We start from the raw sequence: 24988 nt of genomic DNA, 5'->3' as shown, positions 1-24988 counted from the left end.
GGCACGCCCATGTCCGCACGCGCAGATCGCGCGGCGGCTCGCGCGGCGGACCTCGACGAGGCGCGCGACGAGCGCTACGCCAATCCGTTCGCCCCGCCCGACGAATCCGAAGCTGTCGCCGAGGCGCGTCCGCGTTCGCTGTTCGGCGAAATTCTCGACTGGATGCTGGCGCCGCTGCTGCTGCTCTGGCCGATGAGCCTGGCAGTCACCTATCTGGTCGCGAAGTCCATTGCCAACGGGCCGTTTGACCGCGCGCTGGAAACAGACGCCTATGTGCTCGCGCGTCAGATCCACCCGGTCAACGGCGTCGCGGAGCTGACGCTGCCCGATTCCACCCGCGACTTTCTGCGCACCGACAATGTTGACAGCGTGTTCTACCAGGTGCTCGGCACGCGCGGCGAGCTGGTGGCGGGCGAGCGGGACATGCCGCTGCCGCACGAAGACGACCGGCCGCAACCGGGCCTCGTGGCTTTCCGCGACGACATGCTGCGCGGCAACGACATCCGCGTGGCCTATACGACAGTCGAGTTCCCGCAGACGCCCGGCGCGGAGCCGGTGCTCGTGCAGGTGGCCGAGACGCTCGACAAGCGCAGCCAGCTCGCCAACGACATCATCAAGGGCGTGATCCTGCCGCAGTTCGTGATCCTGCCGCTTGCCATCCTGCTGGTGTGGTTTGGCCTCTCGCGCGGCCTCGCGCCGCTGCACGCTTTGCAGGCGCACATTCGCGCCCGGCGCCCTGACGACCTCTCGCCGCTGGAGGCACGTCGCGCGCCGCCGGAAATCGAGCCGCTCGTCACCTCGTTCAACGACCTGCTGACGCGCCTCGAACAGAACATGGAGCTGCAAAAGCGCTTTATCGCCGACGCCGCGCATCAGATGAAAACGCCGCTCGCCGGCCTGCGCACCCAGGCCGAGCTGGCGCTGCGGCAGGACGCGTCGGCGGAGGTGCACCGTTCGCTAGAACAGATCGCGACCAGTTCGGAGCACGCGGCCCGGCTCGTCACGCAGTTGCTCGCGCTCGCGCGCGCCGAAAACCGCATGTCCGGCCAGATCTTCACCCGGGTGGAAGTGACGGAGGTGGCCCGCAATGCCGTGCGCGACTGGGTGCAGGCCGCGCTCGCCAAGCAAATGGACCTCGGCTACGAAGCGCCCGAGGAGCCCGTCGAAGTGGACGGCAATCCGGTCATGCTGCGTGAAATGCTCTCGAACCTGATCGACAACGCGATTCGCTACACGCCGGCGGGCGGCCGCATTACCGTGCGGGTGAGGCACGACGCGGCCGCGCGGCTCGTGCATCTCGAAGTGGAGGACACCGGGCTCGGCATTCCCGCGGCCGAGCGCTCCCGCGTCGTCGAGCGCTTTTACCGGATTCTCGGCCGCGAAGGCGACGGCAGCGGCCTGGGGCTTGCAATCGTGCGCGAGATCGCCACGATGCACGGCGGCGACCTGACCATCGAGGACAACGTCTATCAAACCTCCCCGCGGCTCGCGGGCACCCTCGTGCGTGTCAGTTTGCACGCGCTCGAGCGGGGGCAGGACTTACCCTAACGCGAACCGATTCGCATAAGCCTTCAACGACCTGTTTCAGCGGATTGACAACAGTTATTGCAATAACTGACGCAGTAGAGTGCAGGTTGACAGATGTTTGTGAACCCGCAGCCGTTATCGCAGACCTCTCCATTGCGCCCGTTCACGTCAGTACGCCGTAAGTTTTGACTCCAATAATCGGTTGCACGGAACGCCGCGGCCCGGCGCACCGCGTGCATATCAATATTGGAGACGACATATGGCTACCGTTGGCGGACACATTTCGCCCGTGCCCATGACGCGCGATGAGAAGCGGGTGATCTTCGCATCGTCGCTAGGTACGGTTTTCGAGTGGTACGACTTCTATCTCGCCGGTTCTCTGGCGGCCTTCATCAGCAAGAGCTTCTTCTCCGGCGTCAATTCCACTGCGGGCTTCATCTTCACACTGCTCAGCTTTGCCGCCGGGTTTGCGGTCCGGCCGTTCGGCGCGGTGGTGTTCGGGCGGCTCGGCGATCTGGTCGGCCGCAAGTACACGTTCCTCGTGACGATTGTGATCATGGGTCTGTCGACGTTCCTCGTCGGCTTCCTGCCCGGCTATGCGGCAATCGGCATTGCGTCACCGGTCATCTTCATTGCCATGCGGATGCTGCAGGGGCTCGCGCTCGGCGGCGAGTACGGCGGCGCGGCGACCTATGTGGCGGAACATGCGCCGCCCGGACGCCGCGGCTTCTACACCGCCTGGATCCAGACGACGGCTACGCTGGGCCTGTTCCTCTCTCTGCTGGTGATTCTGGGCGTGCGCACCGCGATGGGCGAAGAGGCGTTCGGCGCGTGGGGCTGGCGCATCCCGTTTGTCGCGTCCATCCTGCTGCTGGCGATTTCCGTGTGGATCCGTCTGCAACTGCATGAATCGCCGGTGTTCGAGCGTATCAAGGCAGAAGGCAAGACCTCCAAGGCGCCGCTTTCCGAGGCGTTCGGTCAGTGGAAGAACCTGAAGGTCGTGATTCTGGCGCTGATCGGCCTGACTGCCGGCCAGGCCGTGGTGTGGTACACGGGCCAGTTCTACAGCCTCTTCTTCCTCACGCAGACGCTGAAGGTCGACGGCGCGACGGCCAACATCATGATCGCGCTTGCCCTGCTGATCGGCACGCCGTTCTTCCTGTTCTTCGGCTCGCTGTCGGACCGCATCGGCCGCAAGCCGATCATCATGGCCGGCCTGCTGATCGCCGCGCTGACGTACTTCCCGCTCTTCAAGGCTCTCACGCACTACGTGAACCCCGCGCTGGAAACCGCCACGGCCAAGGCGCCGATCGTAGTGATCGCGAATCCGGACGAATGCTCGTTCCAGTTCAACCCGGTCGGCACGTCCAAGTTCACGACGTCATGCGATATCGCCAAGAGCGCGCTTTCGAAGGCCGGCTTGAACTACGAGAACGTGGCAGCGCCAGCCGGTACGCTTGCGCAGATCAAGGTGGGCGATACCGTCATCAACACGTATGACGGCAAGGCGGCCGACGCGAAGGACCAGGGCAAGGTCTTCGACAAGACGCTCGCGACGACGCTGAAGTCCGCAGGCTACCCGCCGAAGGCCGACTCGTCGCAGATCAACTGGCCGATGAGCGTGGTGATCCTCACGATCCTCGTGATCTACGTGACGATGGTGTATGGGCCGATTGCGGCCATGCTGGTGGAAATGTTCCCCACGCGCATCCGCTATACGTCGATGTCGCTTCCCTATCACATCGGCAACGGCTGGTTCGGCGGCTTCCTGCCGGCCACCGCGTTCGCGATCGTGGCGGCGAAGGGCAACATCTACTCGGGCTTGTGGTATCCGATTGTGATCGCGGTCATCACCTTCGTGATCGGCATGCTGTTCGTGCGCGAAACCAAGGACTCGGACATCTACGCGAAGGATTAAGACTCGCGCCCGCGTGCTCATGAGGCGGCAACTTAAAAAATTGCGCACCGGGGGTTGACAGCCCACGGCGCTATCCTCATAATCTCGCTTCTTTCGGCGAATTAGCTCAGTTGGTTAGAGCGACGGAATCATAATCCGCAGGTCCGGGGTTCGAGTCCCTGATTCGCCACCAGCTTCAAGAAAAAGCCGCTGTTCCGCAAGGTTCAGCGGCTTTTTTGTTTCTAGCTGTCCAGGCATCGTCCGTGCGGCGGCACCCGCAACTTGAAGGAGGATTCTTGATGACATTCCGCAACGCCGCGCGCGCCGTGGCCATCGCATCCATCGCGCTTGTCGGTGCCGCTTCCGCGAGCTCCGGTCACGCGCAAAGTGCCGTTGACAACCAGTGGCGCACAAGCCAGATGACTTTGTCGACGCTTTTGCAGAACGGCTACAAGATCGTCGCCGTCGTCAATTCGCCTCGCGGCGACGGCGGTCCGGCCGACACGATCTTCGTGCAGCGCGACCAGAGCGCCTTCAAATGTATCGATCCGCAAGCGCCCGAGCCCGGCAAGAAAGCGCCGGGGTGTTATGAGCTGGCACCGCCGTCGGGCACCGCGGCCGGCTCCGAGGCGAAATAAGCGGGCAGGAGCTACGAAAGCCGGCACCGCGCAAAGCAGAGCAATCCGGCGATCAGCGATCCACCAGCCGGCTGAGATTGCCGCGCACGCGCTGCAAGAGCGCGATCAACTGCGCGGCTTCCTCGTCGCTAAAGCCGTTCAGCGCCTCCAGCGCGACCTCGTCGCCCACCTTTCGCGCCTTGCCGAGCGCCCGTTCCGCTTTCGCCGTCATGCGCACCTGACGCTCGCGCCGGTCTTGCGGATTAGCGGTGCGCTCGATCCAGCCGCCCTCCTCCATCCGATCCAGCAGACGACCGGCGGAAATTGGCGCGACCTCGAGCAGATCGGCGAGCCGCGCCTGATTGATGTCGCCGTAATGGGCGAGATAGGCGAGCACGCGGCATTGCGCCCGCGTCAGATCGACCGACGATCTGGCAAGGTCGTCGAACCGCTTGCCGGTCAACCGGCCGACGTCCGAAATCAGAAAGCCGAAGCGCTCTTCGAGTTGGGTTTTCATGCGCCGATTATACGAAAGCGCGTCGCAAAGCCGAGCCGTGCGAGAGCCCTGCCCAGCAGAGCCTTGGCGCCACTTCCGTCCGCTCAAATCTGATCCCCTCCAATCGATCAAGGCCGGCCCCGTCAGCGTCAAGCCACACCCCGCCGCCCCACCAGCGGCCTCCTCAACGTCCGCATAATTCCCGATGCGAACGGGCCGACGCGTCCGATATGATAAGCATGCTTACTATTGACACGCCGACAGAGCCATGCCCTCCGCCTCTTCGCCTTCGAGCGGCGCCGCCGCGCCGCTGAACCGGCCGATGATCACCATCTCGATCATGCTCGCGACGCTGATCCAGACGCTCGACAGCACGATCGCCAACGTGGCGTTGCCGCACATGCAAGGCACCCTGTCGGCGTCGCAGGACGAGATCACCTGGGTGCTGACGTCCTATATCGTCGCGGCGGCTATCGCGACACCGCTGACCGGCTGGCTGTCCGACCGGCTGAGCGTCAAGCGCCTGCTGATCATCGCGATCGGCGGCTTCACGCTGGCGTCTGCGTTATGCGGCTTGTCCGAGACGCTCACGCAGATCGTCGCGTCGCGTTTGCTGCAAGGTGTTTTCGGGGCGTCGCTCGTGCCGCTGTCGCAGTCCATCCTGCTCGACATCAATCCGCGCGAGAAGCAGGGCCAGGCAATGGCCGTGTGGGGCATGGGCGTGATGGTCGGCCCGATTCTCGGCCCCACGCTAGGCGGCTGGCTCACCGACAGCTACAACTGGCGCTGGGTCTTCTTCATCAATGTGCCGATTGGCGCGTTCGCGCTGTTCGGCGTGGCGACGTTCCTGCCTTCGCGAGCCCCCAAACCCGACGCAAAATTCGACGCCTTCGGCTTCGCCACGCTGGGTCTTGCAATCGGCGCGCTTCAGGCGATGCTGGACCGGGGCGAGCAGCTGGACTGGTTCGGTTCGCATGAGATCGTGCTGGAGGCGTTGATCGCCGCGATCAGCTTCGCGTTCTTTCTCGTGCATACGGCAACGGTCGGCAAGACGTCGTTTTTCAAATACGAATTGCTGAGGGATCCGAACTTTACCACGGGCACGTTTTTCATCTTCGTGATCGGCGCGGTCATGTATGCGACGCGCGCGCTGCTTCCGCCGATGCTGCAAAACCTGATGAACTATCCGGTTGCGACCACCGGGCTCGTCACCGCGCCGAGCGGCGCGGGCACCATGGTGGCGATGCTGTTCGCCGGCCGGCTGCTGAAGCGAATCGACGCGCGGCTGATGCTGCTCGCCGGCTTCCTGATCTCGGCGCTCGCGCTATGGCAGATGATGCACTACACGATCGTGTTGTCGGCGTCGGACATCGTGTGGCCCGGCGTGATCCAGGGGTTCGGGCTCGGTCTCGTGTTCGTGCCGCTGAGCGCGTTGACGTTCTCGACGCTCGCGCCGCAACTGCGTGCGGACGGCACGGCCACGTACAGCCTGATGCGCAACATCGGCAGCAGTATCGGCATTTCAATCGTGCAGACGCTGATGACGCGCAACACGCAAGTCTCGCATGCGGACCTCGCGGCCAACATCACGCCCTTCAACCCCGCGATCCAGCCAATGCTCGGCAGCGCTCCGGCCGAAGGGATGGCGGCGTTGAACGCGTCGATCACGCAGCAGGCGTCGATGATTGCCTATCTGAACGACTTCAAGCTGATGTTCGCCGCGACGCTGCTCGTCATTCCGCTGCTGCTTCTGATCCGCCCGGCCGGCAGATCGCACGACGCGTCTGCAGCGCATGCCGCAATGGATTGATCAGCCCTCGATCCGCCCGCGCGTGACGCCAAGCAGGCGCGCCATCGCATCGCGCGCTGCGGCGGCGTCACGCTCGCGAATTGCTTCGAACACGGCCGTATGCTCGGCAAGCGACGCGTTGAAGACGTCTGCGCGTTTCGCATTCAACCGAAGCTGCGCCTCGAGCGTACGCTCGATCAGCGTGCCAAGCGGAATCAGCAACTCGTTGCTGCATGCAATCAACACGCTCAGGTGGAATTGCAGATCGGCGCGCACCCATTCGTCGACATTGCGCGCGGCCGCCATTGCCGCGTGGGCATCCGCCAGCGCGCTAAAGGTTTTCTCCGAGTACGAGGCCGCCGCGAGACCCGCGGCATACGGCTCGATCATTTCGCGCATTTCCTGCAGCTTGAGCGCGAACTGCATGGGCTCGGCGACGCGCGAGTACCAGTCGAGCACATCGGCATCCAGCAGATTCCACGCGTGCCGTGGCCGCACGCGCGTGCCGACCCGCGGCCTGGATTCGATCAGCCCCTTGGACGTGAGCGTGCGCAGCGCCTCGCGCAAGACCGTGCGGCTTACGCCGAACGCGTCCATCAACTCCGCCTCGCGCGGCAAAATCGACTCGGGCGCGTAGTCGCCGCGCAAGATCGCGGTTGCCAGCAGATGGGCGACGCGCCCATGCAGATCGTGCTGAATAGCTTCTCTCCTCGCGGTCGCACCGCTCAATATGTGGCAAATAGTACTATTAATAGTACTTTAAAGCGCTTTGTTGTAGCATGGGAAGCCTCGAATATTCCCGCATGCGACTGGAGACACACGCCATGAAAATCACCAAGCTCGAAACCTTCATCGTTCCGCCGCGCTGGTGCTTCCTCAAGATCGAAACGGACGAAGGCATCGTCGGCTGGGGCGAGCCGGTGGTCGAGGGGCGCGCGCATACGGTGGCCGCAGCCGTCGAAGAACTGTCGGACTATCTGATCGGCAAAGACCCGCTTCTGATCGAAGACCATTGGCAGGTGATGTACCGTGCAGGCTTCTACCGCGGCGGCCCGATCACCATGAGCGCAATTGCCGGCGTGGACCAGGCGCTGTGGGACATCAAGGGCAAGCATCACGGTGTGCCGGTCCATGCGCTGCTCGGCGGTCAGGTGCGCGAGCGCATCAAGGTGTACTCGTGGATCGGCGGCGACCGTCCGAGCGACGTCGCAAACAACGCGCGTGCGGTGGTCGAGCGTGGCTTCAAGGCCGTGAAGATGAACGGTTCGGAAGAACTGCAGATCATCGACACCTTCGACAAGGTGCAGGGTGTCATCAACAACGTGGCCGCGGTGCGTGAGGCGGTCGGGCCAGACATCGGCATCGGCGTGGACTTTCACGGCCGCGTGCACAAGCCGATGGCCAAGGTGCTGGCAAAAGAACTGGACCCGTACAAGCTGCTTTTCATCGAAGAACCGGTGCTGTCGGAAAATGCCGAAGCGCTGCGCGACATCGTCAACCAGACCAATACGCCTATCGCACTGGGCGAGCGTCTCTATTCGCGTTGGGACTTCAAGCACATTCTGTCAGGCGGTTACGTCGATATTATTCAGCCGGACGCGTCGCATGCCGGCGGAATTACCGAGTGCCGCAAGATCGCGTCGATGGCCGAAGCCTACGACGTGGCCCTCGCGCTGCATTGCCCGCTCGGCCCGATTGCGCTTGCCACCTGCCTGCAGATCGACGCGGTGAGCTACAACGCATTCATTCAGGAACAGAGCCTGGGGATTCACTACAACCAGGGCAACGACCTGCTCGACTACATCAAGAATCCGGAAGTCTTCAAGTACGAGGACGGCTTCGTCTCGATTCCGCAGGGCCCGGGCCTCGGCATCGAAGTGAACGAAGAAAAAGTGCGCGAGATGGCGAAGATCGGTCACCGCTGGCGCAACCCCGTGTGGCGTCACGCGGATGGAAGCGTGGCCGAGTGGTAAGCGGGACGGCTTCCCGGTGAGGCGGTGGGCTGCAACGGTCGGTGGACTGGCTTGCCAAAGTTTCGCAAAAGTTGTGTGGCGAACTCGCCTGCCAACGTTGCTTGCCGAGCGCCCTAGTGGCCCGACCCGCTTAGTCGCGCCGCCGGTGCGGGGTCGCTCGGCTCACTGACGCCGCCTGCGTGCGGCGTTTTGTTTACGCATCCGCACCTGAATAATTCCCGCGACGCATCCACGCGTTACGGTGACATGACGCGCATTTCTCTCCGGGTAACGTAACGCCCACGCCCTATCGCGCAAGCGGGACCTCCCCACTTCACGCAACGACCTGCCCTGCGCCGGGCCAATGCCCGTCGACAAAAGCTCTCAGGACTTCGTTCGCCAGCAGACAGATACATGGCCCACTCCTTGCTGAAATGCACCCAAAGACGAATGTATCAGGGGCTTTCATGGGCGAATTCATTCCGGATTATCTGTTGCGGGAACAGGCGGCGGTCGGCGCGCTCGTGCTGTTCGGCGTGCTGCGCATCATCGGCGCGGCGCTCGCGTACGAGCGCGGCTGGCGCATTGCAGCCATCGAGAAGTGGTTCGTGGTGGCGGCCGTCATCTATTGCATCCCGCAACTCTTCGATCTGCTCGCGCATGTCTACGGCGCGCACGCAGCGGCAGCCGAACTCGAAGGCAAGGCGGCCGGCTGCGCGATCGCACTCTTTTGCGCGCCGATTCTCGGCCATCGGCTGGGGCTGGAATGAGCGGGTCACGCAGCCGGCTGCTGAACATGTCGGCCACACACAGTTCGCGCGCAGCACGGCCCGTTGAATCTGCATACCGTGTAGGCGACGTGCTGAGCCTGAAGTCCGGCGGGTGCCCGATGACCGTCACATGGCGCGGTCCGGTGCTGTTCGCGTCAGGCAACTGGCTGATCTGCCAGTGGTTCAGCCATACCGGCGAACTGCTGCAGGAAATGTTTCCCGAGGAGACACTGGAACCGGCGCGGCCAGGCTGCCGTATGTCGTCGACCGGGTAGTAGCGGCTTCGCTGACCAGCTCGTCAGGCGACCGTGTGTATTGCGCCGCGCGTTGACTGTGCGGCGCTTTTTTATGCGACGAGCCGGCCACAGCGCTTGCGGCAGCACGACGAGGCGCGCCATCGCCAGACCCGGCGGGAGCGCGCCGCCGCTGCAGCACTGCACTCAGCCGAGCGCAGCGAACGCCGGCACGCTGTGCGACAGCACCGCAGCGGCGATGAATACGCCGATCATTGCCAGCGCCTCCAGGTAGAGCACGTTGACGAAGGTATGCGCGTCCATGGTGGAGGCCGTGCGGCGCAGGCGCGGCAACGCGAGGAAGCGGTTCAGTCCGCCGAGCACCAGCGCAAGCACAACGAGCGACAGTTTCAGGATCAGAACGTGGCCCCACGTACTCGACTCAATTGCAAGCAATGAGCCGCCGGAGCCGCGCAGCGCATTGAACACGCCCGAAACCAGCACGAGCCCTACCGCGACCACGGACACGTTCGACACCTGGGTGGCCGTGCGAATCAGCACACCGCGTGCGGTCGACGCACCCAGCGCCGGCAGCACGGCAAGTCCTGCAGTGATCGCGAGGCCGCCCCAAACGCTCGTCACCAGCACATGCAGCGTTTGCATCGCAATTGCCGCGGATGCGGGGCCGTCGTCCGACGCATGTCCGAGGGACGCCTTGCCGGCCGCAATCGCGATCACCGCCAGCCATAGCAATGCATTGCGCAGCATGCCGCCGTGGCTCGTCAGCGCCGTGCCGAGCAGCACCAATGCGCCGGCAAACGCGATGCTCCAGCCGTAGCCGACGTGCGTTTGCGACAGCACCGTCGGCACCACGCCAAACGCGGCTGGCAATGCGGCGCCGCTCATCGACGCCGCCTGATACAGCAGCCAACCGAGGTCCGCGACCACCAGCACGATACTCGCCGTCAACAGTGACCGTTGCGCCCGCAACCATGCCGGTTGCGCGGGTGCGATCTTTGCCTTGGCGTCGTTCGCAAGCCACGCACCGAGCAAGGCCGAACCGACGGCGAACGCAAAGGCGATATTCATGAGCGCGGCCATGGCGACCTGCCCGATCCACAGTCCGTCGACGCTCATTTGACTGTGAACGCAAAGTCGCCTTGCGTGCGATGACCGTCTGTAGCGACGGCAGTCCATTTCACCGCATAGCGGCCCGCGCCCAGTTGCGGCAGCGGCAGATGCATGACGCGTGCGTCATGAGTGTCGACCTGGGACGCGGCAGAAGCAGCCGGCTTGCCGTTGGCGTCGGTCAGCGCGATCTTGCTGAAGGCCGGCTCGAGCGGCTCGGTGAAATGAATCGTGACTTCGCCTGGGGCGGCGACTTCGGCGTTCGCAGCCGGCTCGCTCGATACGAGATGCGCATGCGCGAAGGCCGTCGACGCGAACAGCAGCGCCGCGGCGCCGAGCGCGGAAGAAAGCCGCGCCGGACGTGAAAAATGGATTAGCTTCATGTAAGGCCGATAGCGGGTGGTGAGGAAACGAGCGGTTGGCGGCCCGGCAGGACGACTGACCACTGAGCCGAAAACACGCGAGGCGCAGCCAGCGCGCCCCGAAGTGTACGCTTCGATGGTTCACGCGCGGGTCGGTTCAACGTCGCTCGCAAAAGTGAGGCGGGTATAGCGCTTGCGAGCCCGTGCTCGCGGCAGAAGTCACAAACGCGCGGTCAGTTCCGCAGCGCGACGCGCGGCAAACTGTCGCACGTCTGTGACAAGCGCAAACGCCCTCGATGCGGCAAATAGTCATCATCACCCTTCGATGATAGAATGCTGCGTCGCCGCAGCGCCGGCTGCCCTTCACACCGAGCCGCTCGAAGTTCGGTCAGGTCCCCGATTTTGATGGAGTTACGCGTGTCTTCAAGACGCATTTTCCGCCCGTTGCTTGCCCTTCTGCTGATCGGCTCCGCGGGCGTCTATAGCGCTGCGAAAGCGCAGACTCAACCGAAGGCCCCCGATACGATGGAAGCGCGCGTGCAAGGTTGCACGGCCTGCCACGGCACGCACGGCCAAGGTACGGACAACGACTACTTCCCGCGTCTCGCGGGCAAGCCGGCCGACTATCTGTACAACCAGTTGCAGAATTTCCGCGAAGGGCGCCGCAAGTATCCGCCCATGAACTATCTCGTCACGTATCTCAGCGACGACTATCTGCATCAGATCGCCACGTACTTCTCGAAGCAACGCCCGCCGTATCCGGCGCCCGCCAAGCCGACGGTTTCGTCGGCCACGCTCGCGCGCGGCCAGCAGATTGTGCTCAACGGCGACGCGTCGAAACAGATTCCGGCCTGCGCAGCCTGCCACGGCAAGGGCCTGACGGGCATGGAACCGGCCATTCCGGGTCTGGTCGGTCTGCACTCCGACTACATCAGCGCGCAGCTTGGCGCATGGCGTTCGGGCACGCGTCACGCCATCGCACCTGATTGCATGCACACCATTGCCACGCGTCTCACCGACGAAGACGTGAACGCGGTTGCTGCCTGGCTTTCCACGCAACAGGCTCCACAAAACCCCGTGCCGGCTCCGGCCCGCTCGATGAAGACTCCGCTTGCCTGCGGCAGCGAACCGCAATAAGGCACCGGGAGAGACACTCAAATGAAACGCAAGTCTTTGTTCGCCCTCTCGGCAGTGGTCGTAGTCGCGGCCGCTGCACTCGTCCCCGTGCTGTGGTCCGGCGGCGACAATCTGCACAACGGTACGGCCGTGGCGGCAACGCCCGCCGACCAGGCTGCGCTCGTGAAGAAGGGCGAGTACCTCGCCCGTGCCGGCGACTGTATCGCCTGCCATACCGTGCGCGGCGGCAAGCAGTTTGCCGGCGGCCTGCCCATGGCCACGCCGTTCGGCACCATGTTCACGCCGAACATCACGCCCGACGACCAGTACGGCATCGGCAAATGGACGCAGGACGACTTCTACCGCGCCATGCACACCGGCCGCTCGAAAGACGGCAGCCTGCTCTACCCCGGCTTCCCGTTCACGAGCTACACGAAGGTCACGCGCGCCGACTCGGACGCAATCTACGCGTATCTGCGCTCCATCCCGCCGGTTGCCGTGCCGAGCCGTCCGCACGAGCTCAAGTTCCCGTTCAACCAGCGCAACATGCTGATCGGCTGGCGCACGCTGTTCTTCCGTGAAGGCGAATACAAGCCGGATCCGACCAAGTCGGTCGAATGGAACCGCGGCGCGTACCTGATCGAAGGTCTCGGCCATTGCGGCATGTGCCATACGTCGATCAACGCGATGGGCGGTCCGGTGAGCTCGGCAGCGTTTGCCGGCGGTCTGATCCCGCTGCAGAACTGGTATGCACCGTCGCTCACGTCGAACAAGGAAGCGGGCCTCGGCGACTGGGAAACCAAAGACATCGCCGACCTGCTGAAGACCGGCGTGTCCAACCGCGGCGCAGTATTCGGCCCGATGGCCGAAGTGGTCCACAACAGCCTGCAGTACATGACCGATGCGGACATCAACGCAATGGCCACGTACCTGAAGACCATTCCGCAGAAGAGCGAGGCGCCTGAGCCGATGCAGCTCGAAACGTCGGAGAAATTCGGCGGCGAACTGTTGAAGCAAGGTCAGAAAATCTACGCTGACAACTGCGCGAAGTGCCACGCGGATAACGGCCTCGGTATGCCGCCGGCCTTCCCGCCGCTCGCGAACAACCAGTCGATCCAGATGCCGTCGGCAGTCAACCCGATCCGCATGGTCCTGAACGGCGGCTATCCGCCGAGCACCGAAGCGAACCCGCATCCGTACGGCATGCCGCCGTTCGCGCAGTCGCTGTCGAATCAGGAAGTGGCGGCCGTCGTGACGTACATCCGTATGTCGTGGGGCAATCACGGCACCGCCGTGTCGCCGCAGCAAGTGGCTGACCTGCGTTCGGCTCCGCTCGACTAAGCAGCGTCCGTTGCACCCGGGGCGCGGCCTGCGAAATTCGCGGCCGCGCCCTTCGTTTTTTGAGGACCGGTATCATGGGCATAGGATCGCGCCACACGTGGCGCAGTCATGGCCCAATGAAACCGTGCAGGAGGAAAGACCGTGCATGTCGGTGAGCGTTTTAACAGCATTACCCACCTCGTCGGCGCCGTGCTGTCGGTGGCGGGGCTGGTTACGCTCGTCACGATGGGCGCGGTCGAGGGCGACGCGTACAAGGTAGTCAGTTTCAGCGTGTACGGTGCGATGCTCTTCGTGCTGTATGCTATCTCGACGCTCTACCACAGCGTGCGCAGCCCGCGCGTCAAAGCAATACTGCAGAAATGCGACCATTCGGCGATCTACCTGCTGATCGCCGGCAGCTATACTCCGTTCACGCTTGTCACGTTGCGCGGGCCGTGGGGCTGGTCGCTATTCGGCGTAAGCTGGGGGCTTGCCGCTCTTGGCATCGTGCAGGAACTGACGCTCGGGCGACGCACCCGCAGCGTTTCGATGGTGCTGTATGTCCTGATGGGATGGCTCGCGCTCGTTGCCGTCCGCCCGTTACTGCAGGCCCTGCCTGCAGCGGGCACTGCCTGGCTCGTGGCCGGCGGGGTCATTTACAGCGCCGGCATCTACTTCTTCATCAACGACGAGCGCATCCGGCACGGACATGGTATCTGGCACCTGTTCGTACTGGCGGGCAGTCTGTGTCAATTCGTCAGCGTCGCGCGCTATGTCGCGTGACGTCCACGGCGGCGAAATGCAACTTAAGGCCAGTCAACGTGTCTGCATAGCGCGTTGAAGCATTCGGCACGCATCTCGAGCGTGCCGCCGATTTCCCTGCGAACGGAACTGGGCTTCGGCCCTGATCTCGATCACGCCAGGCGGCGCATTCGTGCAGATATGTCCGCATGTGCTCCGCCGGCGCTCACATCCGCCGTTCGCGAAACTGCATTGCAAAGAACATTTATGTCTTTTGATTCCCTCGGCTTGTCCGAACCGTTGGTCCGCGCTGTACACGAACTCGGCTACACCACTCCGACTCCCATCCAGACTCAGGCAATTCCAGCGGTGCTGAACGGCGGTGACCTGCTGGCCGGCGCGCAAACCGGCACCGGCAAGACGGCCGGCTTCACGCTGCCCATCCTGCAGCGTCTTCATTCGATGCCGCCGGTGGCCGCGGCATCGGGCAAGCGCGCCGTGCGCGCGCTCATTCTCACGCCCACGCGCGAACTGGCCGCCCAGGTCGAGGAAAGCGTGCGCGCTTACGGCAAGTATCTGAAACTGAAGTCCACCGTGATGTTCGGCGGCGTGGGCATCAATCCGCAGATCGGTGCATTGAAGAGCGGCGTGGACATTGTCGTCGCGACGCCTGGCCGTTTGCTCGACCACATGCAGCAGAAGACCATCGACCTGTCGCACCTCGAAATTCTCGTGCTCGACGAAGCAGACCGCATGCTGGACATGGGCTTTATCCATGACATCAAGCGCGTGCTCGCCAAGCTGCCGCCGAAGCGTCAGAACCTGCTGTTCTCGGCCACATTCTCCGACGAGATCAAAGCGCTCGCCGACAACCTGCTCGATTCGCCAGCGCTGATTGAAGTCGCGCGCCGCAATACGACGGCGGAAACGGTCGCGCAAAAGATTCACCCGGTGGATCGCGACAAGAAGCGCGAGCTGCTCACGCACCTCATCAAGCAGCACAACTGGTTTCAGGTGCTGGTGTTCACGCGCACCAAGCACGGCGCGAATCGCCTGGCCGAACAACTGTCGAAGGACGGCATCAGCGCGCTGGCAATTCACGGCAACAAGAGCCAGTCGGCGCGTACCCGGGCGCTTGCCGAGTTCAAGGACGGCACGCTGCAGGTGCTGGTCGCAACCGACATCGCTGCACGCGGTATCGACATCGACCAGTTGCCGCATGTCGTCAACTTCGATCTGCCCAACGTGCCGGAAGACTACGTGCACCGCATCGGCCGCACGGGTCGCGCGGGCGCGACCGGCGAAGCGGTGTCTCTGGTGTGCGTCGACGAATTGCAGTTGCTCAAGGACATCGAGAAGCTGATCAAGCGTCCGGTGCCGCAGGAAGTGATTCCCGGTTTCGAACCGGACCCCACCGCCAAGCCGGAGCCGATTCTGCGCCGTGGTCAAGGCGGGGGCGGCGGTGGACGTTCGCCGCGTCAAGGCCAGGGCGCGCCCAAGGCTGGCAACGGCGGCAATGGCGGCTCGGCTCGAGCGCCGCAAGGCACGTCGCAACGCTCGGGACAGCGTGCACCGAGCGGCCAGCAGCAGCCGAAGCCGTCAGGCGCGAAGCCAACCGGCAACGGTGGGCACGCGCGCCGCGACGGGCAACGTCACGACGACCGGCCGCGTACTGTCGCGCATGAAGGCAGCGTCGCGCAGCATGCACCACGCAAGCCCCAAAGCAGCAATCCGGGCGCTTTGCTTGGCGGCGGTGCGAAACCGCATAACAACTCACCGCGCGGTGGCAGCCCGGCGCGCAGCGGGCAGCGTGGCCGCTGAGCAAGGTTTTGACTGGGCTGGTGGATAGCCGCTGAGCGGGTCGTGAGCTGGTTGAGGGGTTATGGGAATTGAGCGCTTCGGTCAGTACAACACCCCCGCCCGCGCCGCCGCCACCTCACCCAGCCAACGCTGCGGCCCGCTGCAAATGCTCGACCTGCTGTTCCCACCGGTCGAGCACCTTCTCTCTGCCGCTGTCGAGCTCGAACGTAATGCCGCTCGTCAGACGCGCATAACGCACACTTTGCGTTTCCGCCGACTCGATCGAGCAGTGCATATAGACGAGACCGCTGTCGTCACCATCCGCAGGCGGCAACGGCGCGGCGAGCAACTGGACTTGATAGAACGCTTCTTCGAACACGAAGCAAAGCGCCGCGCGCCCGCTCTCTGCCATCGCGCGCGCCGCCCGCGCTTGCGGCCACAACGCGATGCACAGCGTGCGCGAGTCCGGCGCGTACAACTCGCCTATGCCGAGCAGCGACGTACGAATGTGCCGATTCGTGTCGACCGTCAGTAGCGACGCCGTGAAGCCCGTCTTGCTCCTGAGCGACGAGCCGTCGAACAGCGCACGAACCGCGTCGGGCCATTCGTCGAACGTCGTTTGATCGAGCGGGCGTTGTGGCAAGGTGGAGTCGCTCATCGTAGGGGTCCAGTGAAAGAGCAAGGCATCCATCATGCCTCGAAAAGCAGATGGCCCGCACGAGGCGGGCCATTCTTCTGCCGGCGCGCCAGGCGCGCCCCAACGCAATAAGCAGAGCTCTAACGAAAGAACACGTGCTGCGTGATTTTCGCGAGCGGATAATGCACGCCAGGTTGAATCTTCGCGGGTAGGTTAAGCGGCTTGAGCAGCATTTTCACGCACATGTCGGCCGACAGGTTGCGCCGCACCAGCGCATTGATGCGCGCGGCGCGCGCACGGTTGTAGGCTTCATCGCGCACGCGCTCCGGATAGCGGATCGCGAATACGTGACGCAAGGCAATCTCCGAGTCTTCGTTCTTGATTTCCATCACGCGGCGCATGAGCGCGCCGAGCACCGCAAGCCGGCCATTGCCTTCTATCTTGTTGTACTTTTTGAAGTACTTGAAAAAGTGCTTGTAGTGGCGGACTTCGTCCGTACGAATGTTGTCTGTAATCTGCTTCAACACAGGCTCATCCGAACACTCGCCAATCGCGCGATATAACGTCGCCGTGCCGGTTTCCACCACGCAGCGCGCCACCATTTCGAGCGCCCGGGTTTTTTCGAAATCTTCCACGGAACAGGTCAGCGAATACTCTTCCATAAAATTACGGAACGCCGTGTCCCAGTCGTACTCAGGCCAAACGTAAGCGATATACGTCTTTAGCGCGCGGCCGTGCTGCATTTCCTCGGGCTCCCACTCGTTATTGAGCCACGCGGATACTTCGGGGTCGTCGTTAAAAAACTGACTGAGATTACTGGTGTAAAGATCGGTGCCGCTTTCAATAAACGAAGCCGCGCACAGCAGCAATAACAGGTCTTCGTTCGCAACTGCTTTCTGGCGATCAATGCGCGTGAGGTCGATGTCCTCGATTCGCCAGGGCATGACATGGTTCAGCTCTGTGTGCATCGTGTCTTGCTCCGAAAGCTGTATCCACTCGTGGAGCATGCTCGCAACCGCTGCTATCGCGCTGCCTTGCGTTTGCGGTACGCCGTGTCGGATACAGCGCCATGAATTGGAGTTAACCCTTCTGTCTGCATCTTAGCCGCTGTTGCGCAAGTCTGCAGACAACCCAGCACAGACCGTGCCGATTGGCCGCAGTTCCAATTCCAGGATAGACGAAAGTTTCAGAGAGGCAAGCGCGAGTGCATCGGCCAGCAAAAGCCGGCTCGAAAAGCGGGCTATTCTTCGCGAAATGCGAGAAGACCTGGCTTGCGAACGAAGAAGCTTGAACCAAGTGGGACAGACTCACCCATTAACCCTTGATCGTCATGCCGTGCTCGTTCATGGCGAACATAAAGGTCGTGCCGCCTTCGCCGTGCCGGAGTGCGAGTGCGAGGCATCCGCGAACGATAAACGATGGATCGCACGGGTAAATGCATCGGCGGCTGAATGCCGTGAGCCGCGAGGCGCTGTCCTATGAATGTCGCACGAGACCTCGGACGGCTTTCGCGATGGTCTTACAATACACGCACTCGCTCACTCATCCTGTCCACGCCGGCCGCGGGCCGTGCAGATAACAAACCCCACGATCCGAGACCATGACCCGAGACCCCCGCCTCACTCTGAACGCCCGGCAACAGGAACTGCTGGAGTGGGTGCAACGCGACGGCTTCGTGACCGTGGACGACCTCGCAGCGCACTTCGACGTGACGCCGCAGACCATTCGCCGCGACGTCAACTGGCTCGCCGACATGAACCTGCTGCGCCGCTACCACGGCGGAGCAAGCCTGCCGACGAGCTCGGAGAACGTCTCGTACACCGCGCGCCAACGCATGTTCCATGACGAAAAGCGACGCATCGCGGCTTTGGTGGCCACCCACATTCCCGACCAGGCCTCGCTCTTTATCAACCTCGGCACCACTACCGAGGAAGTCGCGCGGGCACTGAACCGGCACCGCGGCTTGCGCGTCATCACCAACAACCTGAACGTCGCGAGCATGATGAGCGGCTATCCCGACTGCGAAGTGCTGATCACAGGCGGCATTGTGCGGCCGTGGGACAAAGGCATTGTTGGCGAACTGGCCATCGACTTCATTCGCCAGTTCAAGGTGGACTTCGCGATTATCGGCACCTCGAGCATCGAGACCGACGGCACGCTGCGCGACTTCGACACCCGGGAAGTACGCGTGGCCGAGGCCATTATCCAGCACGCGCGCACCGTCTTTCTCGCCGCTGACAGTTCCAAGTTCGGCCGCCCGGCGCTGGTTCGCCAGGGCCATCTCGACCAGATCGACGCGCTGTTTACCGACGCCGCTCCGCCAGCAGACATGACCGAAGCGTTGAATACCGCCAATTGCCAGGTGTACGTCGCCTCCTGACCAGGCATTGCCGGCCATGTTGCAGCGCACGGCGAACTTCAAGTGAAATCAAGGATCTGGCCGCGATCCCGAACCGCCTCTGCGACCCGCTGTTGTCAAAGGGAAAATTTACGGGGGCCGGTTTGGTGTTTAACGTTCGCTTGACTACACTCCAGTTCCCCGGCGTTCGTTGCGCACGCGCGTGCCGCCGGAGCGCAGTCAACCTGTCGTAAGCCGTACCTCCCGCCTGAACTTTTTGCGGACCACCTGGCAATGGCCCTGCCATGCGATGCCAGTCGCCGTCGAGGCCGTCCGCGCTTGCTTGACATGGAGAGAAACGATGCTGAGTCCGCACGAATTCGCCACGTTGTTGCTCGTCAAGGACGCTCCGAATCAAGTCGACATGGAGCGAGAAGAACTCGACGCCCTCCTCGAACGTCAGCTCGTGCAACTGGAGCGGCTCGCCTCGGGCAACGAACAATGGCGTGTAACGGAATCCGGCGATAGCGCACTCCGAGCCATCAAACGTCTTTCCTGAGAACAACCCGCGCATCGTCGGGGCTTCATGCCAGCCGTGGCCGGCGCACGACTGACGGCAGTGCCGAGCCGCGCGCACGGCTGAGCTGCAAGCCTCCTGTATCCGAATGCTTGTTTCGAACGGGCGCCCTGGCGGCGCCCGCTTTCGTTGCGGGCGATCTGTAAATGCCCGCGGCGCTCCCCTTAGCGCCCTTGCCCCCTTAGCCGCTACGCAACGTCGGATCCACCGCGGCGCGCCAGCTAATCGCTCTCGCGCGCTGCTCGGTAAAGAACGCGACCCACTGATTGCGAACCTGCGGGTCGCCGCTCGTACCCTGGCTGGTATAGCGCTCGGCAATCGCCGTCTGGAACGCGCAGTATTCGTCCTTCGACAAGCGCCCGCGCCGGTTCGCCACATAAGCGTCGAAGAGCGTCGCATACACGCCTTGCGCGTCGTTGCCGTAGTCGACTGTCTGCGCACTGCACATCTGCTGCAATGAGACAAACGACGGCGCGCCCATCGTCCCGGTCAGGCTCGGCGAAGCGACACACCCCGCGAGCAGCGCAGCGGCGCCCGCCATGAAAAGTCCACGCATGAATTTCACCCTGAAATGGCCACCGCAAGAGTATCGTCCGTGGCCGCGCGGCGCGCCACACCTCTCGCCATCCGGCATAGGGCTCGCCCGGCGTCGCGAACTTTACTTTTTCGAATATGTTCATTAAAGTTCGAAAACGAACACTATCGGTTCGATAGCTTTTCAGACAGCTTCGCATATTCCGTCAACGACGCAGGAGACGCAGCAGGTGACGCAAGGCACGAAATACGATTTGCTCGTCGTGGGCGGCGGGATCAACGGCGCGGGCATTGCGCGCGACGCAGCCGGCCGCGGCCTGTCCGTGCTGCTGTGCGAACAGCACGACCTGGCCGCGCACACCTCGTCGGCGAGCACCAAGCTGATTCATGGCGGCTTGCGCTATCTGGAGTACCGCGAGTTCGGCCTCGTGCGCAAGGCGTTACAGGAGCGCGAAACCCTGCTGCGCGCCGCGCCGCACATCATGTGGCCGCTGCGCTTCGTGATGCCGCACATGCCCGACCTGCGCCCCGCATGGCTGATTCGCGCGGGGCTGTTCCTTTACGATCACCTTGCCCGGCGCGAACTGCTGCCCGGCTCGCGCGGCATTGTGATAAGCGATCATCCGGCCGGCGCACCGCTCGTCGAATCGATCAAGCGCGGCTTCGTGTACTCGGACGGCTGGGTCAACGACGCACGCCTCGTCGTGCTGAACGCGCTCGACGCTGCGGAACACGGCGCAACGGTCTTCACGCGTACCAAGCTGCTGAGCGCCGTGCGCGCCGGCGGCGAATGGCGCGCGCAACTCAGGCGGCCAGACGGCACGCTTCTCGACGTGCGGGCCGCCTCCATCGCGAACGCCGCCGGCCCGTGGGTCGGGCAACTGCTGCAAGGCGCGCTGGGCCGTCCGGCGTCGCACAGCGTGCGGCTCGTCAAAGGCAGCCACATCGTCACGCGGCGCCTGTTCGAGCACGACCACGCATACATCTTTCAGAACCCCGACAAGCGGATCATCTTTGCAATTCCGTACGAGCACGACTACACACTGATCGGCACGACGGACATCGAATATCGTGGCGACCCTGCGCAAGTCGCGATCAACGCCGACGAAACGCAGTATCTGTGCGATTCGATTAATCGCTACTTCAAGCAGAAAATCTCGCCGGCCGACGTGCGCTGGACGTACTCGGGCGTGCGGCCGCTGCTCGAGGAAGAAGGCGCCGACAACCCGTCCGCGGTCACGCGCGACTACTCGCTCGAACTGGACTCGCCGGCTGGCGAAGCGCCGCTGCTGTCGGTGTTCGGCGGCAAGATCACTACCTTTCGCAAGCTCGCGGAAGAAGCCGTCGACAAGCTCGCCGCCGCGCTCGGCAAGAGCGTGCCGTCCTGGACGTCGGGCGCGGCTTTGCCCGGCGGCGACATCGCGCAGGCCAATTTCGAGCGCTTTCTCGCCCAGTTGAGGCAGCAACACGCGTGGCTGCCCGCAGATCTCGCGCACCGCCTTGCCCGTGCTTACGGCACGCGCGTCAAAAACGTGATCGGCCGCGCGCAGTCGCTTGCCGATCTGGGCCGCGCTTTCGCGCCGGGTCTCTACGAAGCCGAACTCGTCTATCTGCGCGATACCGAATGGGCGCGCAGCGCGCAAGACGTGCTGTGGCGACGTTCCAAACTCGGCTTGCACGTCGAGCCGGGCACGCTCGATTCGATCACGCGCGACATCGACGCATGGTTCGCGCGCGAACCCGAGCGACAGAGCGCATAACAACAAGACCGCTTCACCCCTCGGCCCGCCCGGCCGGCCGCATTCGCCACCCCGGCTGCGGCCTGCCCGAAACGGCGAGCCGTTCCCGTCGCCGGTATGCTCTGCAGGCTGCACGGCGATTCATAACATGCATGGAGAAGAGACAATGCAGGACCAGTACATCCTCGCGCTTGACCAGGGCACCACCAGTTCACGTGCGATGCTGTTCGACCGCCTCGGCAATGTCGTGTCGACGGCACAAAAGGAGTTTGAGCAGATTTATCCGCATCCGGGCTGGGTCGAGCACGATCCGCAGGAAATCTGGTCCACGCAAGCCGGCGTGGCAGCAGAAGCGGTGACGCGCGCGGGCATGAACGGCACGTCGATTGCCGCGATCGGCATCACGAATCAGCGCGAAACCACCATCGTGTGGGATCGCGAAACCGGTCATCCCATCTACAACGCGATCGTCTGGCAGGACCGCCGCACCGCCGACTTTTGCGACCAGCTCAAGGCGCAAGGCCTCGAAGAGAAAGTGCGCGCGAAAACCGGCTTGCCGATCGACTCGTATTTCTCGGCCACCAAGATCCGGTGGATTCTCGACAACGTGGAGGGCGCGCGCGAAAAAGCCCGTCAGGGTCGCCTCGCGTTCGGCACGGTGGACAGCTGGCTCGTGTGGAATTTCACCAAGGGCGGCCTGCACGTCACCGACGTGACCAACGCATCGCGCACGATGCTCTTCAACATCCACACGCTGACGTGGGACGACGAACTGCTCGACGCGCTCGACATTCCGCGCAGCATGTTGCCGGAGGTCCGGCCTTCGTCGGAAGTGTATGGGCCGACCAAGACGACCGTGTTTGCGTCGAAGATTCCGCTCGCGGGCATTGCCGGCGATCAGCATGCCGCGCTCTTCGGCCAGATGTGCACGCAATCGGGCATGGTGAAGAACACCTACGGCACCGGCTGCTTTCTCGTGATGAACACCGGCGACAAGCCTATCGAATCGAAGAACAACCTCGTCACCACGATTGCGTGGCAGATCGGCGACCAGATCAATTACGCGCTGGAAGGCAGCATCTTCATTGGCGGTGCAGTGGTGCAATGGCTGCGCGACGGCCTCGGCATCATCAAGAACGCGGCTGAAATCGAAACCCTGGCGCGCGGCGTGCCGCATTGCGACGGCGTCTATCTCGTGCCCGCGTTTGCTGGGCTGGGCGCTCCGCACTGGAATGCGCGCGCTCGCGGCACGCTGTTCGGCGTCACGCGCGGCACCACGTCCGCGCATATTGCCCGCGCCGCGCTCGATTCGATCGCCTACCAGTCGCTCGACGTGCTCAAGGCAATGGAAGCCGACTCCGGCATTCGCATCGGCGAATTGCGCGTGGACGGCGGCGCCTGTGCGAACAACCTGTTGATGCAGTTCCAGGCCGACATTCTCGGCGTGGACGCGGTTCGCCCGAAGGTGTCGGAAACCACCGCGCTCGGCGCGGCGTATCTGGCGGGCCTTGCGGTGGGCTACTGGAAAGATGTCGACGAACTCCAGAGCCAGTGGAAGCTCGACCGGCGCTTCACGCCCGCGCTCGGGCAAGAGGACGTCAACGAATGTCTGAACGGCTGGAAGCGCGCGATTCGCGCCGCGAAAGCATGGGCCGACACGCCCTGAACTGCCGCGCCCGGACGTTCATGCACGAACGTCCGGCAGGGCTCGCACAAACCTGAGATAAACCGCAGGGAGGCGCCGCGTCGCGCGGCTTTCCCGACAACAATACTTTGGATACCAAACGATGTCTCCATACATTGCGGAATTCATCGGCACGGCACTCGTCGTGCTGCTTGGCGACGGCGCTGTCGCCAACGTGCTGCTCGCACGCACCAAGGGCAAGGGCGCGGATCTGATCGTGATCGTAATGGGCTGGGCGATGGCCGTGTTCATCGCTGTCTACGTCACCGCCTCGTTCAGCGGCGCGCACCTTAATCCGGTGGTGACGGTCAGCCTCGCGCTCGCCGGCAAGTTCGCATGGGCCAAGGTTCCCGGCTACGTGGCCGCACAAATGCTCGGCGGAATGGCGGGCGCGCTGCTGGTCTGGGTCGCGTATCGCCAGCACTTCGCGAAAGAAGGCGACGCCGACGTGAAGCTCGGCGTGTTCTGCACCGCGCCCGCTATTCGCAGCGTCCCGCACAATCTGCTTACCGAAATGATCGCCACGTTCGTGCTGATTCTCGGCGTGTTGTATCTGGCTGCGCCGCAAGTGGGCCTGGGCGCGCTGGACGCGCTGCCGGTCGGCCTGCTGGTGCTGGGCATCGGCATTTCGCTCGGCGGACCGACCGGTTACGCGATGAGTCCCGCGCGCGACCTGTCGCCGCGTCTGATGCACGCGCTGCTGCCGATTCCCGGCAAGCGCGACAGCGACTGGCGCTACGCATGGATTCCGGTTTGCGGGCCGCTGTTGGGCGGCGCGGTGGCGACGGGCCTTTATCTGTATCTGCACGCGCGCTGATAGCGCCCTACGGACGCGCGGCGGGGTCGCCCCACGCCGTCGCAAACCTAGTGCGTCCGAATCGACGGAAAGCGGCGCCGCGGCGCGCGCCGCGTCAAAGCACGTATCATGGCGCTTTCACGCGGCGCGCGTGAGCCGGCGATCGGTGGTTTTCATGGCCCTTCGCGGCCATTCACGGCCATTCGTGCTTGCACGCGCCCTCCGCTTTTCCGTTCCTTCAGGCATGATCGACCACCTCATCTGCGACTGCGACGGCGTGCTCGTCGACAGTGAAGTCATCGCCGACCGCGTCATGTTCGAGACGCTCTCGGCCACTTTTCCCGGCCTCGACTTCGAGCCTGTCGTCAAAACCGCGTTCGGCCAGCAAACGTCGCGCTTTCTCGAAGGCATAGAAAAAGCGTTCGACATCGCGCTGCCGTCCGATTTTCTCGACACGATCGAGCACAATGTCGAGCTCGCGCTCGCAGCCTCGCTCAGTCCCGTCAACGGCGTGCGCAACGCGCTGGAGCGCGTGACGCTGCCCGCCGCCGTGGTGTCGAACAGCCGCATGGCCCGCGTGGCGGCGTCGGTGCGACGCGCCGGCTTGCAGCAGATTTTCGGCGAGCGCGTATTCAGCGCCGAACAGGTCGCGCGGCCCAAGCCGTTTCCGGATGTATATCTGTTCGCCGCGCAAACGCTCGGCGTCGAACCGTCGCGATGCATCGTGGTGGAAGACAGCGTGGCGGGCCTGAACGCAGCGCGCGCGGCGGGCATGAAGACGATTGCGTTCGTCGGCGCGAGCCACATTCCCGATGGCTATGCAGATGCGCTGCGCAAGATGGGCATCACGCGCATCATGATGCATATGGACGAACTGCCCGCGTTGATCGAAGCGGGCGTGCGCGGCGAGTTCGGCAACGTGCAGTCGTAAGCGT

24 protein-coding genes and 1 tRNA gene are annotated in these 24988 nt (G+C 63.6%); 18 read left to right on the top strand and 7 right to left on the bottom strand.

What is annotated here, in order from left to right:
- The first annotated feature begins 9 nt into the window (after positions 1 to 9).
- The 4 genes from JNB89_RS06525 to JNB89_RS06510 all read left to right on the top strand — a co-directional run bounded on the left by JNB89_RS06525 (position 10) and on the right by JNB89_RS06510 (position 4062).
- Entirely contained in the window at positions 10 to 1548 is a 1539-nt protein-coding gene (locus tag JNB89_RS06525) for a sensor histidine kinase (RefSeq protein WP_220361697.1), read from the top strand.
- Positions 1549 to 1786: 238 nt separating this feature from the next.
- A complete protein-coding gene (locus JNB89_RS06520) occupies positions 1787 to 3445 on the top strand; it encodes an MFS transporter (RefSeq protein ID WP_220361696.1) in 1659 nt (552 codons plus the stop codon).
- 95 nt (positions 3446 to 3540) lie between these two features.
- A tRNA-Met gene (locus tag JNB89_RS06515) sits at positions 3541 to 3617 on the top strand.
- A 106-nt stretch (positions 3618 to 3723) separates the two neighbouring features.
- Positions 3724 to 4062, top strand: a complete 339-nt coding sequence (locus JNB89_RS06510; RefSeq protein ID WP_220361695.1) for a hypothetical protein — start codon at positions 3724 to 3726, stop codon at positions 4060 to 4062.
- Positions 4063 to 4114: 52 nt separating this feature from the next.
- Here the strand turns inward: JNB89_RS06510 and JNB89_RS06505 are convergent, their stop codons facing one another.
- Complete coding sequence (locus JNB89_RS06505) at positions 4115 to 4558, bottom strand: MarR family winged helix-turn-helix transcriptional regulator (RefSeq protein WP_220361694.1); 444 nt, start codon at positions 4556 to 4558, stop codon at positions 4115 to 4117.
- A 247-nt stretch (positions 4559 to 4805) separates the two neighbouring features.
- Between JNB89_RS06505 and JNB89_RS06500 the strand changes: the two genes are divergently transcribed.
- Positions 4806 to 6347 carry a DHA2 family efflux MFS transporter permease subunit gene (locus JNB89_RS06500; RefSeq protein ID WP_220361693.1) on the top strand — a complete coding sequence of 514 codons (1542 nt, stop codon included), beginning with the start codon at positions 4806 to 4808 and terminating at the stop codon, positions 6345 to 6347.
- On the opposite strand, the gene JNB89_RS06495 is transcribed toward JNB89_RS06500, so the two are convergent.
- Positions 6348 to 7055, bottom strand: a complete 708-nt coding sequence (locus JNB89_RS06495; protein ID WP_220361692.1) for a FadR/GntR family transcriptional regulator — start codon at positions 7053 to 7055, stop codon at positions 6348 to 6350. It lies immediately after the preceding gene.
- Between the two features lie 95 nt (positions 7056 to 7150).
- Between JNB89_RS06495 and dgoD the strand changes: the two genes are divergently transcribed.
- The 3 genes from dgoD to JNB89_RS06480 all read left to right on the top strand — a co-directional run bounded on the left by dgoD (position 7151) and on the right by JNB89_RS06480 (position 9323).
- On the top strand, positions 7151 to 8299 hold the full coding sequence (dgoD, locus tag JNB89_RS06490) for a galactonate dehydratase (RefSeq protein WP_013340421.1): 1149 nt from the start codon (positions 7151 to 7153) through the stop codon (positions 8297 to 8299).
- Positions 8300 to 8745: 446 nt separating this feature from the next.
- Positions 8746 to 9048 carry a hypothetical protein gene (locus JNB89_RS06485; RefSeq protein WP_013340422.1) on the top strand — a complete coding sequence of 101 codons (303 nt, stop codon included), beginning with the start codon at positions 8746 to 8748 and terminating at the stop codon, positions 9046 to 9048.
- 26 nt (positions 9049 to 9074) lie between these two features.
- Positions 9075 to 9323 (top strand): YodC family protein, encoded by a 249-nt coding sequence (locus JNB89_RS06480; RefSeq protein ID WP_049789943.1) that lies wholly within the window; start codon positions 9075 to 9077, stop codon positions 9321 to 9323.
- A gap of 165 nt (positions 9324 to 9488) precedes the next feature.
- On the opposite strand, the gene JNB89_RS06475 is transcribed toward JNB89_RS06480, so the two are convergent.
- Both JNB89_RS06475 and copC read right to left on the bottom strand, forming a co-directional pair.
- Positions 9489 to 10418: a CopD family protein gene (locus JNB89_RS06475; protein WP_220361691.1), complete on the bottom strand. Its 930-nt coding sequence runs from the start codon at positions 10416 to 10418 to the stop codon at positions 9489 to 9491.
- On the bottom strand, positions 10415 to 10792 hold the full coding sequence (gene copC, locus JNB89_RS06470) for a copper homeostasis periplasmic binding protein CopC (RefSeq protein WP_220361690.1): 378 nt from the start codon (positions 10790 to 10792) through the stop codon (positions 10415 to 10417). The genes JNB89_RS06475 and copC overlap by 4 nt, the downstream gene beginning before the upstream one ends.
- A gap of 384 nt (positions 10793 to 11176) precedes the next feature.
- Here copC and JNB89_RS06465 point away from each other — a divergent pair, with 384 nt between their 5' ends.
- From JNB89_RS06465 to JNB89_RS06450, 4 genes are all read left to right on the top strand, one after another.
- Positions 11177 to 11908 (top strand): c-type cytochrome, encoded by a 732-nt coding sequence (locus JNB89_RS06465; protein ID WP_013340426.1) that lies wholly within the window; start codon positions 11177 to 11179, stop codon positions 11906 to 11908.
- 21 nt (positions 11909 to 11929) lie between these two features.
- Complete coding sequence (locus tag JNB89_RS06460; RefSeq protein ID WP_013340427.1) at positions 11930 to 13228, top strand: c-type cytochrome; 1299 nt, start codon at positions 11930 to 11932, stop codon at positions 13226 to 13228.
- A 141-nt stretch (positions 13229 to 13369) separates the two neighbouring features.
- The gene (gene trhA, locus JNB89_RS06455; protein WP_013340428.1) at positions 13370 to 13990 is read left to right on the top strand and encodes a PAQR family membrane homeostasis protein TrhA; all 621 of its coding nucleotides are present in this window, start codon (positions 13370 to 13372) and stop codon (positions 13988 to 13990) included.
- A gap of 225 nt (positions 13991 to 14215) precedes the next feature.
- The gene (locus JNB89_RS06450; protein ID WP_220361689.1) at positions 14216 to 15769 is read left to right on the top strand and encodes a DEAD/DEAH box helicase; all 1554 of its coding nucleotides are present in this window, start codon (positions 14216 to 14218) and stop codon (positions 15767 to 15769) included.
- Positions 15770 to 15884: 115 nt separating this feature from the next.
- Here JNB89_RS06450 and JNB89_RS06445 read toward each other — a convergent pair whose 3' ends face one another.
- Both JNB89_RS06445 and JNB89_RS06440 read right to left on the bottom strand, forming a co-directional pair.
- Entirely contained in the window at positions 15885 to 16406 is a 522-nt protein-coding gene (locus JNB89_RS06445; RefSeq protein WP_220361688.1) for a hypothetical protein, read from the bottom strand.
- A gap of 119 nt (positions 16407 to 16525) precedes the next feature.
- Positions 16526 to 17353 (bottom strand): ferritin-like domain-containing protein, encoded by an 828-nt coding sequence (locus JNB89_RS06440; RefSeq protein WP_013340431.1) that lies wholly within the window; start codon positions 17351 to 17353, stop codon positions 16526 to 16528.
- Between the two features lie 632 nt (positions 17354 to 17985).
- Here JNB89_RS06440 and JNB89_RS06435 point away from each other — a divergent pair.
- Positions 17986 to 18765 (top strand): DeoR/GlpR family DNA-binding transcription regulator, encoded by a 780-nt coding sequence (locus JNB89_RS06435; RefSeq protein WP_013340432.1) that lies wholly within the window; start codon positions 17986 to 17988, stop codon positions 18763 to 18765.
- A gap of 319 nt (positions 18766 to 19084) precedes the next feature.
- A complete protein-coding gene (locus tag JNB89_RS06430) occupies positions 19085 to 19282 on the top strand; it encodes a hypothetical protein (protein WP_006049938.1) in 198 nt (65 codons plus the stop codon).
- A 199-nt stretch (positions 19283 to 19481) separates the two neighbouring features.
- On the opposite strand, the gene JNB89_RS06425 is transcribed toward JNB89_RS06430, so the two are convergent.
- Positions 19482 to 19856, bottom strand: a complete 375-nt coding sequence (locus tag JNB89_RS06425; RefSeq protein WP_220361687.1) for a hypothetical protein — start codon at positions 19854 to 19856, stop codon at positions 19482 to 19484.
- 208 nt (positions 19857 to 20064) lie between these two features.
- Here JNB89_RS06425 and glpD point away from each other — a divergent pair, with 208 nt between their 5' ends.
- The 4 genes from glpD (at position 20065) to JNB89_RS06405 (ending at position 24984) form a co-directional block, all read left to right on the top strand.
- On the top strand, positions 20065 to 21594 hold the full coding sequence (glpD, locus tag JNB89_RS06420; protein ID WP_220361686.1) for a glycerol-3-phosphate dehydrogenase: 1530 nt from the start codon (positions 20065 to 20067) through the stop codon (positions 21592 to 21594).
- 145 nt (positions 21595 to 21739) lie between these two features.
- Entirely contained in the window at positions 21740 to 23239 is a 1500-nt protein-coding gene (gene glpK, locus JNB89_RS06415; RefSeq protein WP_013340435.1) for a glycerol kinase GlpK, read from the top strand.
- 121 nt (positions 23240 to 23360) lie between these two features.
- Positions 23361 to 24074 (top strand): MIP/aquaporin family protein, encoded by a 714-nt coding sequence (locus tag JNB89_RS06410; RefSeq protein ID WP_013340436.1) that lies wholly within the window; start codon positions 23361 to 23363, stop codon positions 24072 to 24074.
- A gap of 223 nt (positions 24075 to 24297) precedes the next feature.
- Positions 24298 to 24984: an HAD family hydrolase gene (locus JNB89_RS06405; protein ID WP_220361685.1), complete on the top strand. Its 687-nt coding sequence runs from the start codon at positions 24298 to 24300 to the stop codon at positions 24982 to 24984.
- Positions 24985 to 24988: the final 4 nt, after the last annotated feature.

The sequence above is a fragment of the Paraburkholderia phenoliruptrix genome, from assembly GCF_019511605.1.
GTDB classification, from domain to species: domain Bacteria; phylum Pseudomonadota; class Gammaproteobacteria; order Burkholderiales; family Burkholderiaceae; genus Paraburkholderia; species Paraburkholderia phenoliruptrix_A.
The sequence above is the reverse complement of the archived record's forward strand: the minus strand, read 5'-3'. Positions and strand labels throughout refer to the sequence as shown.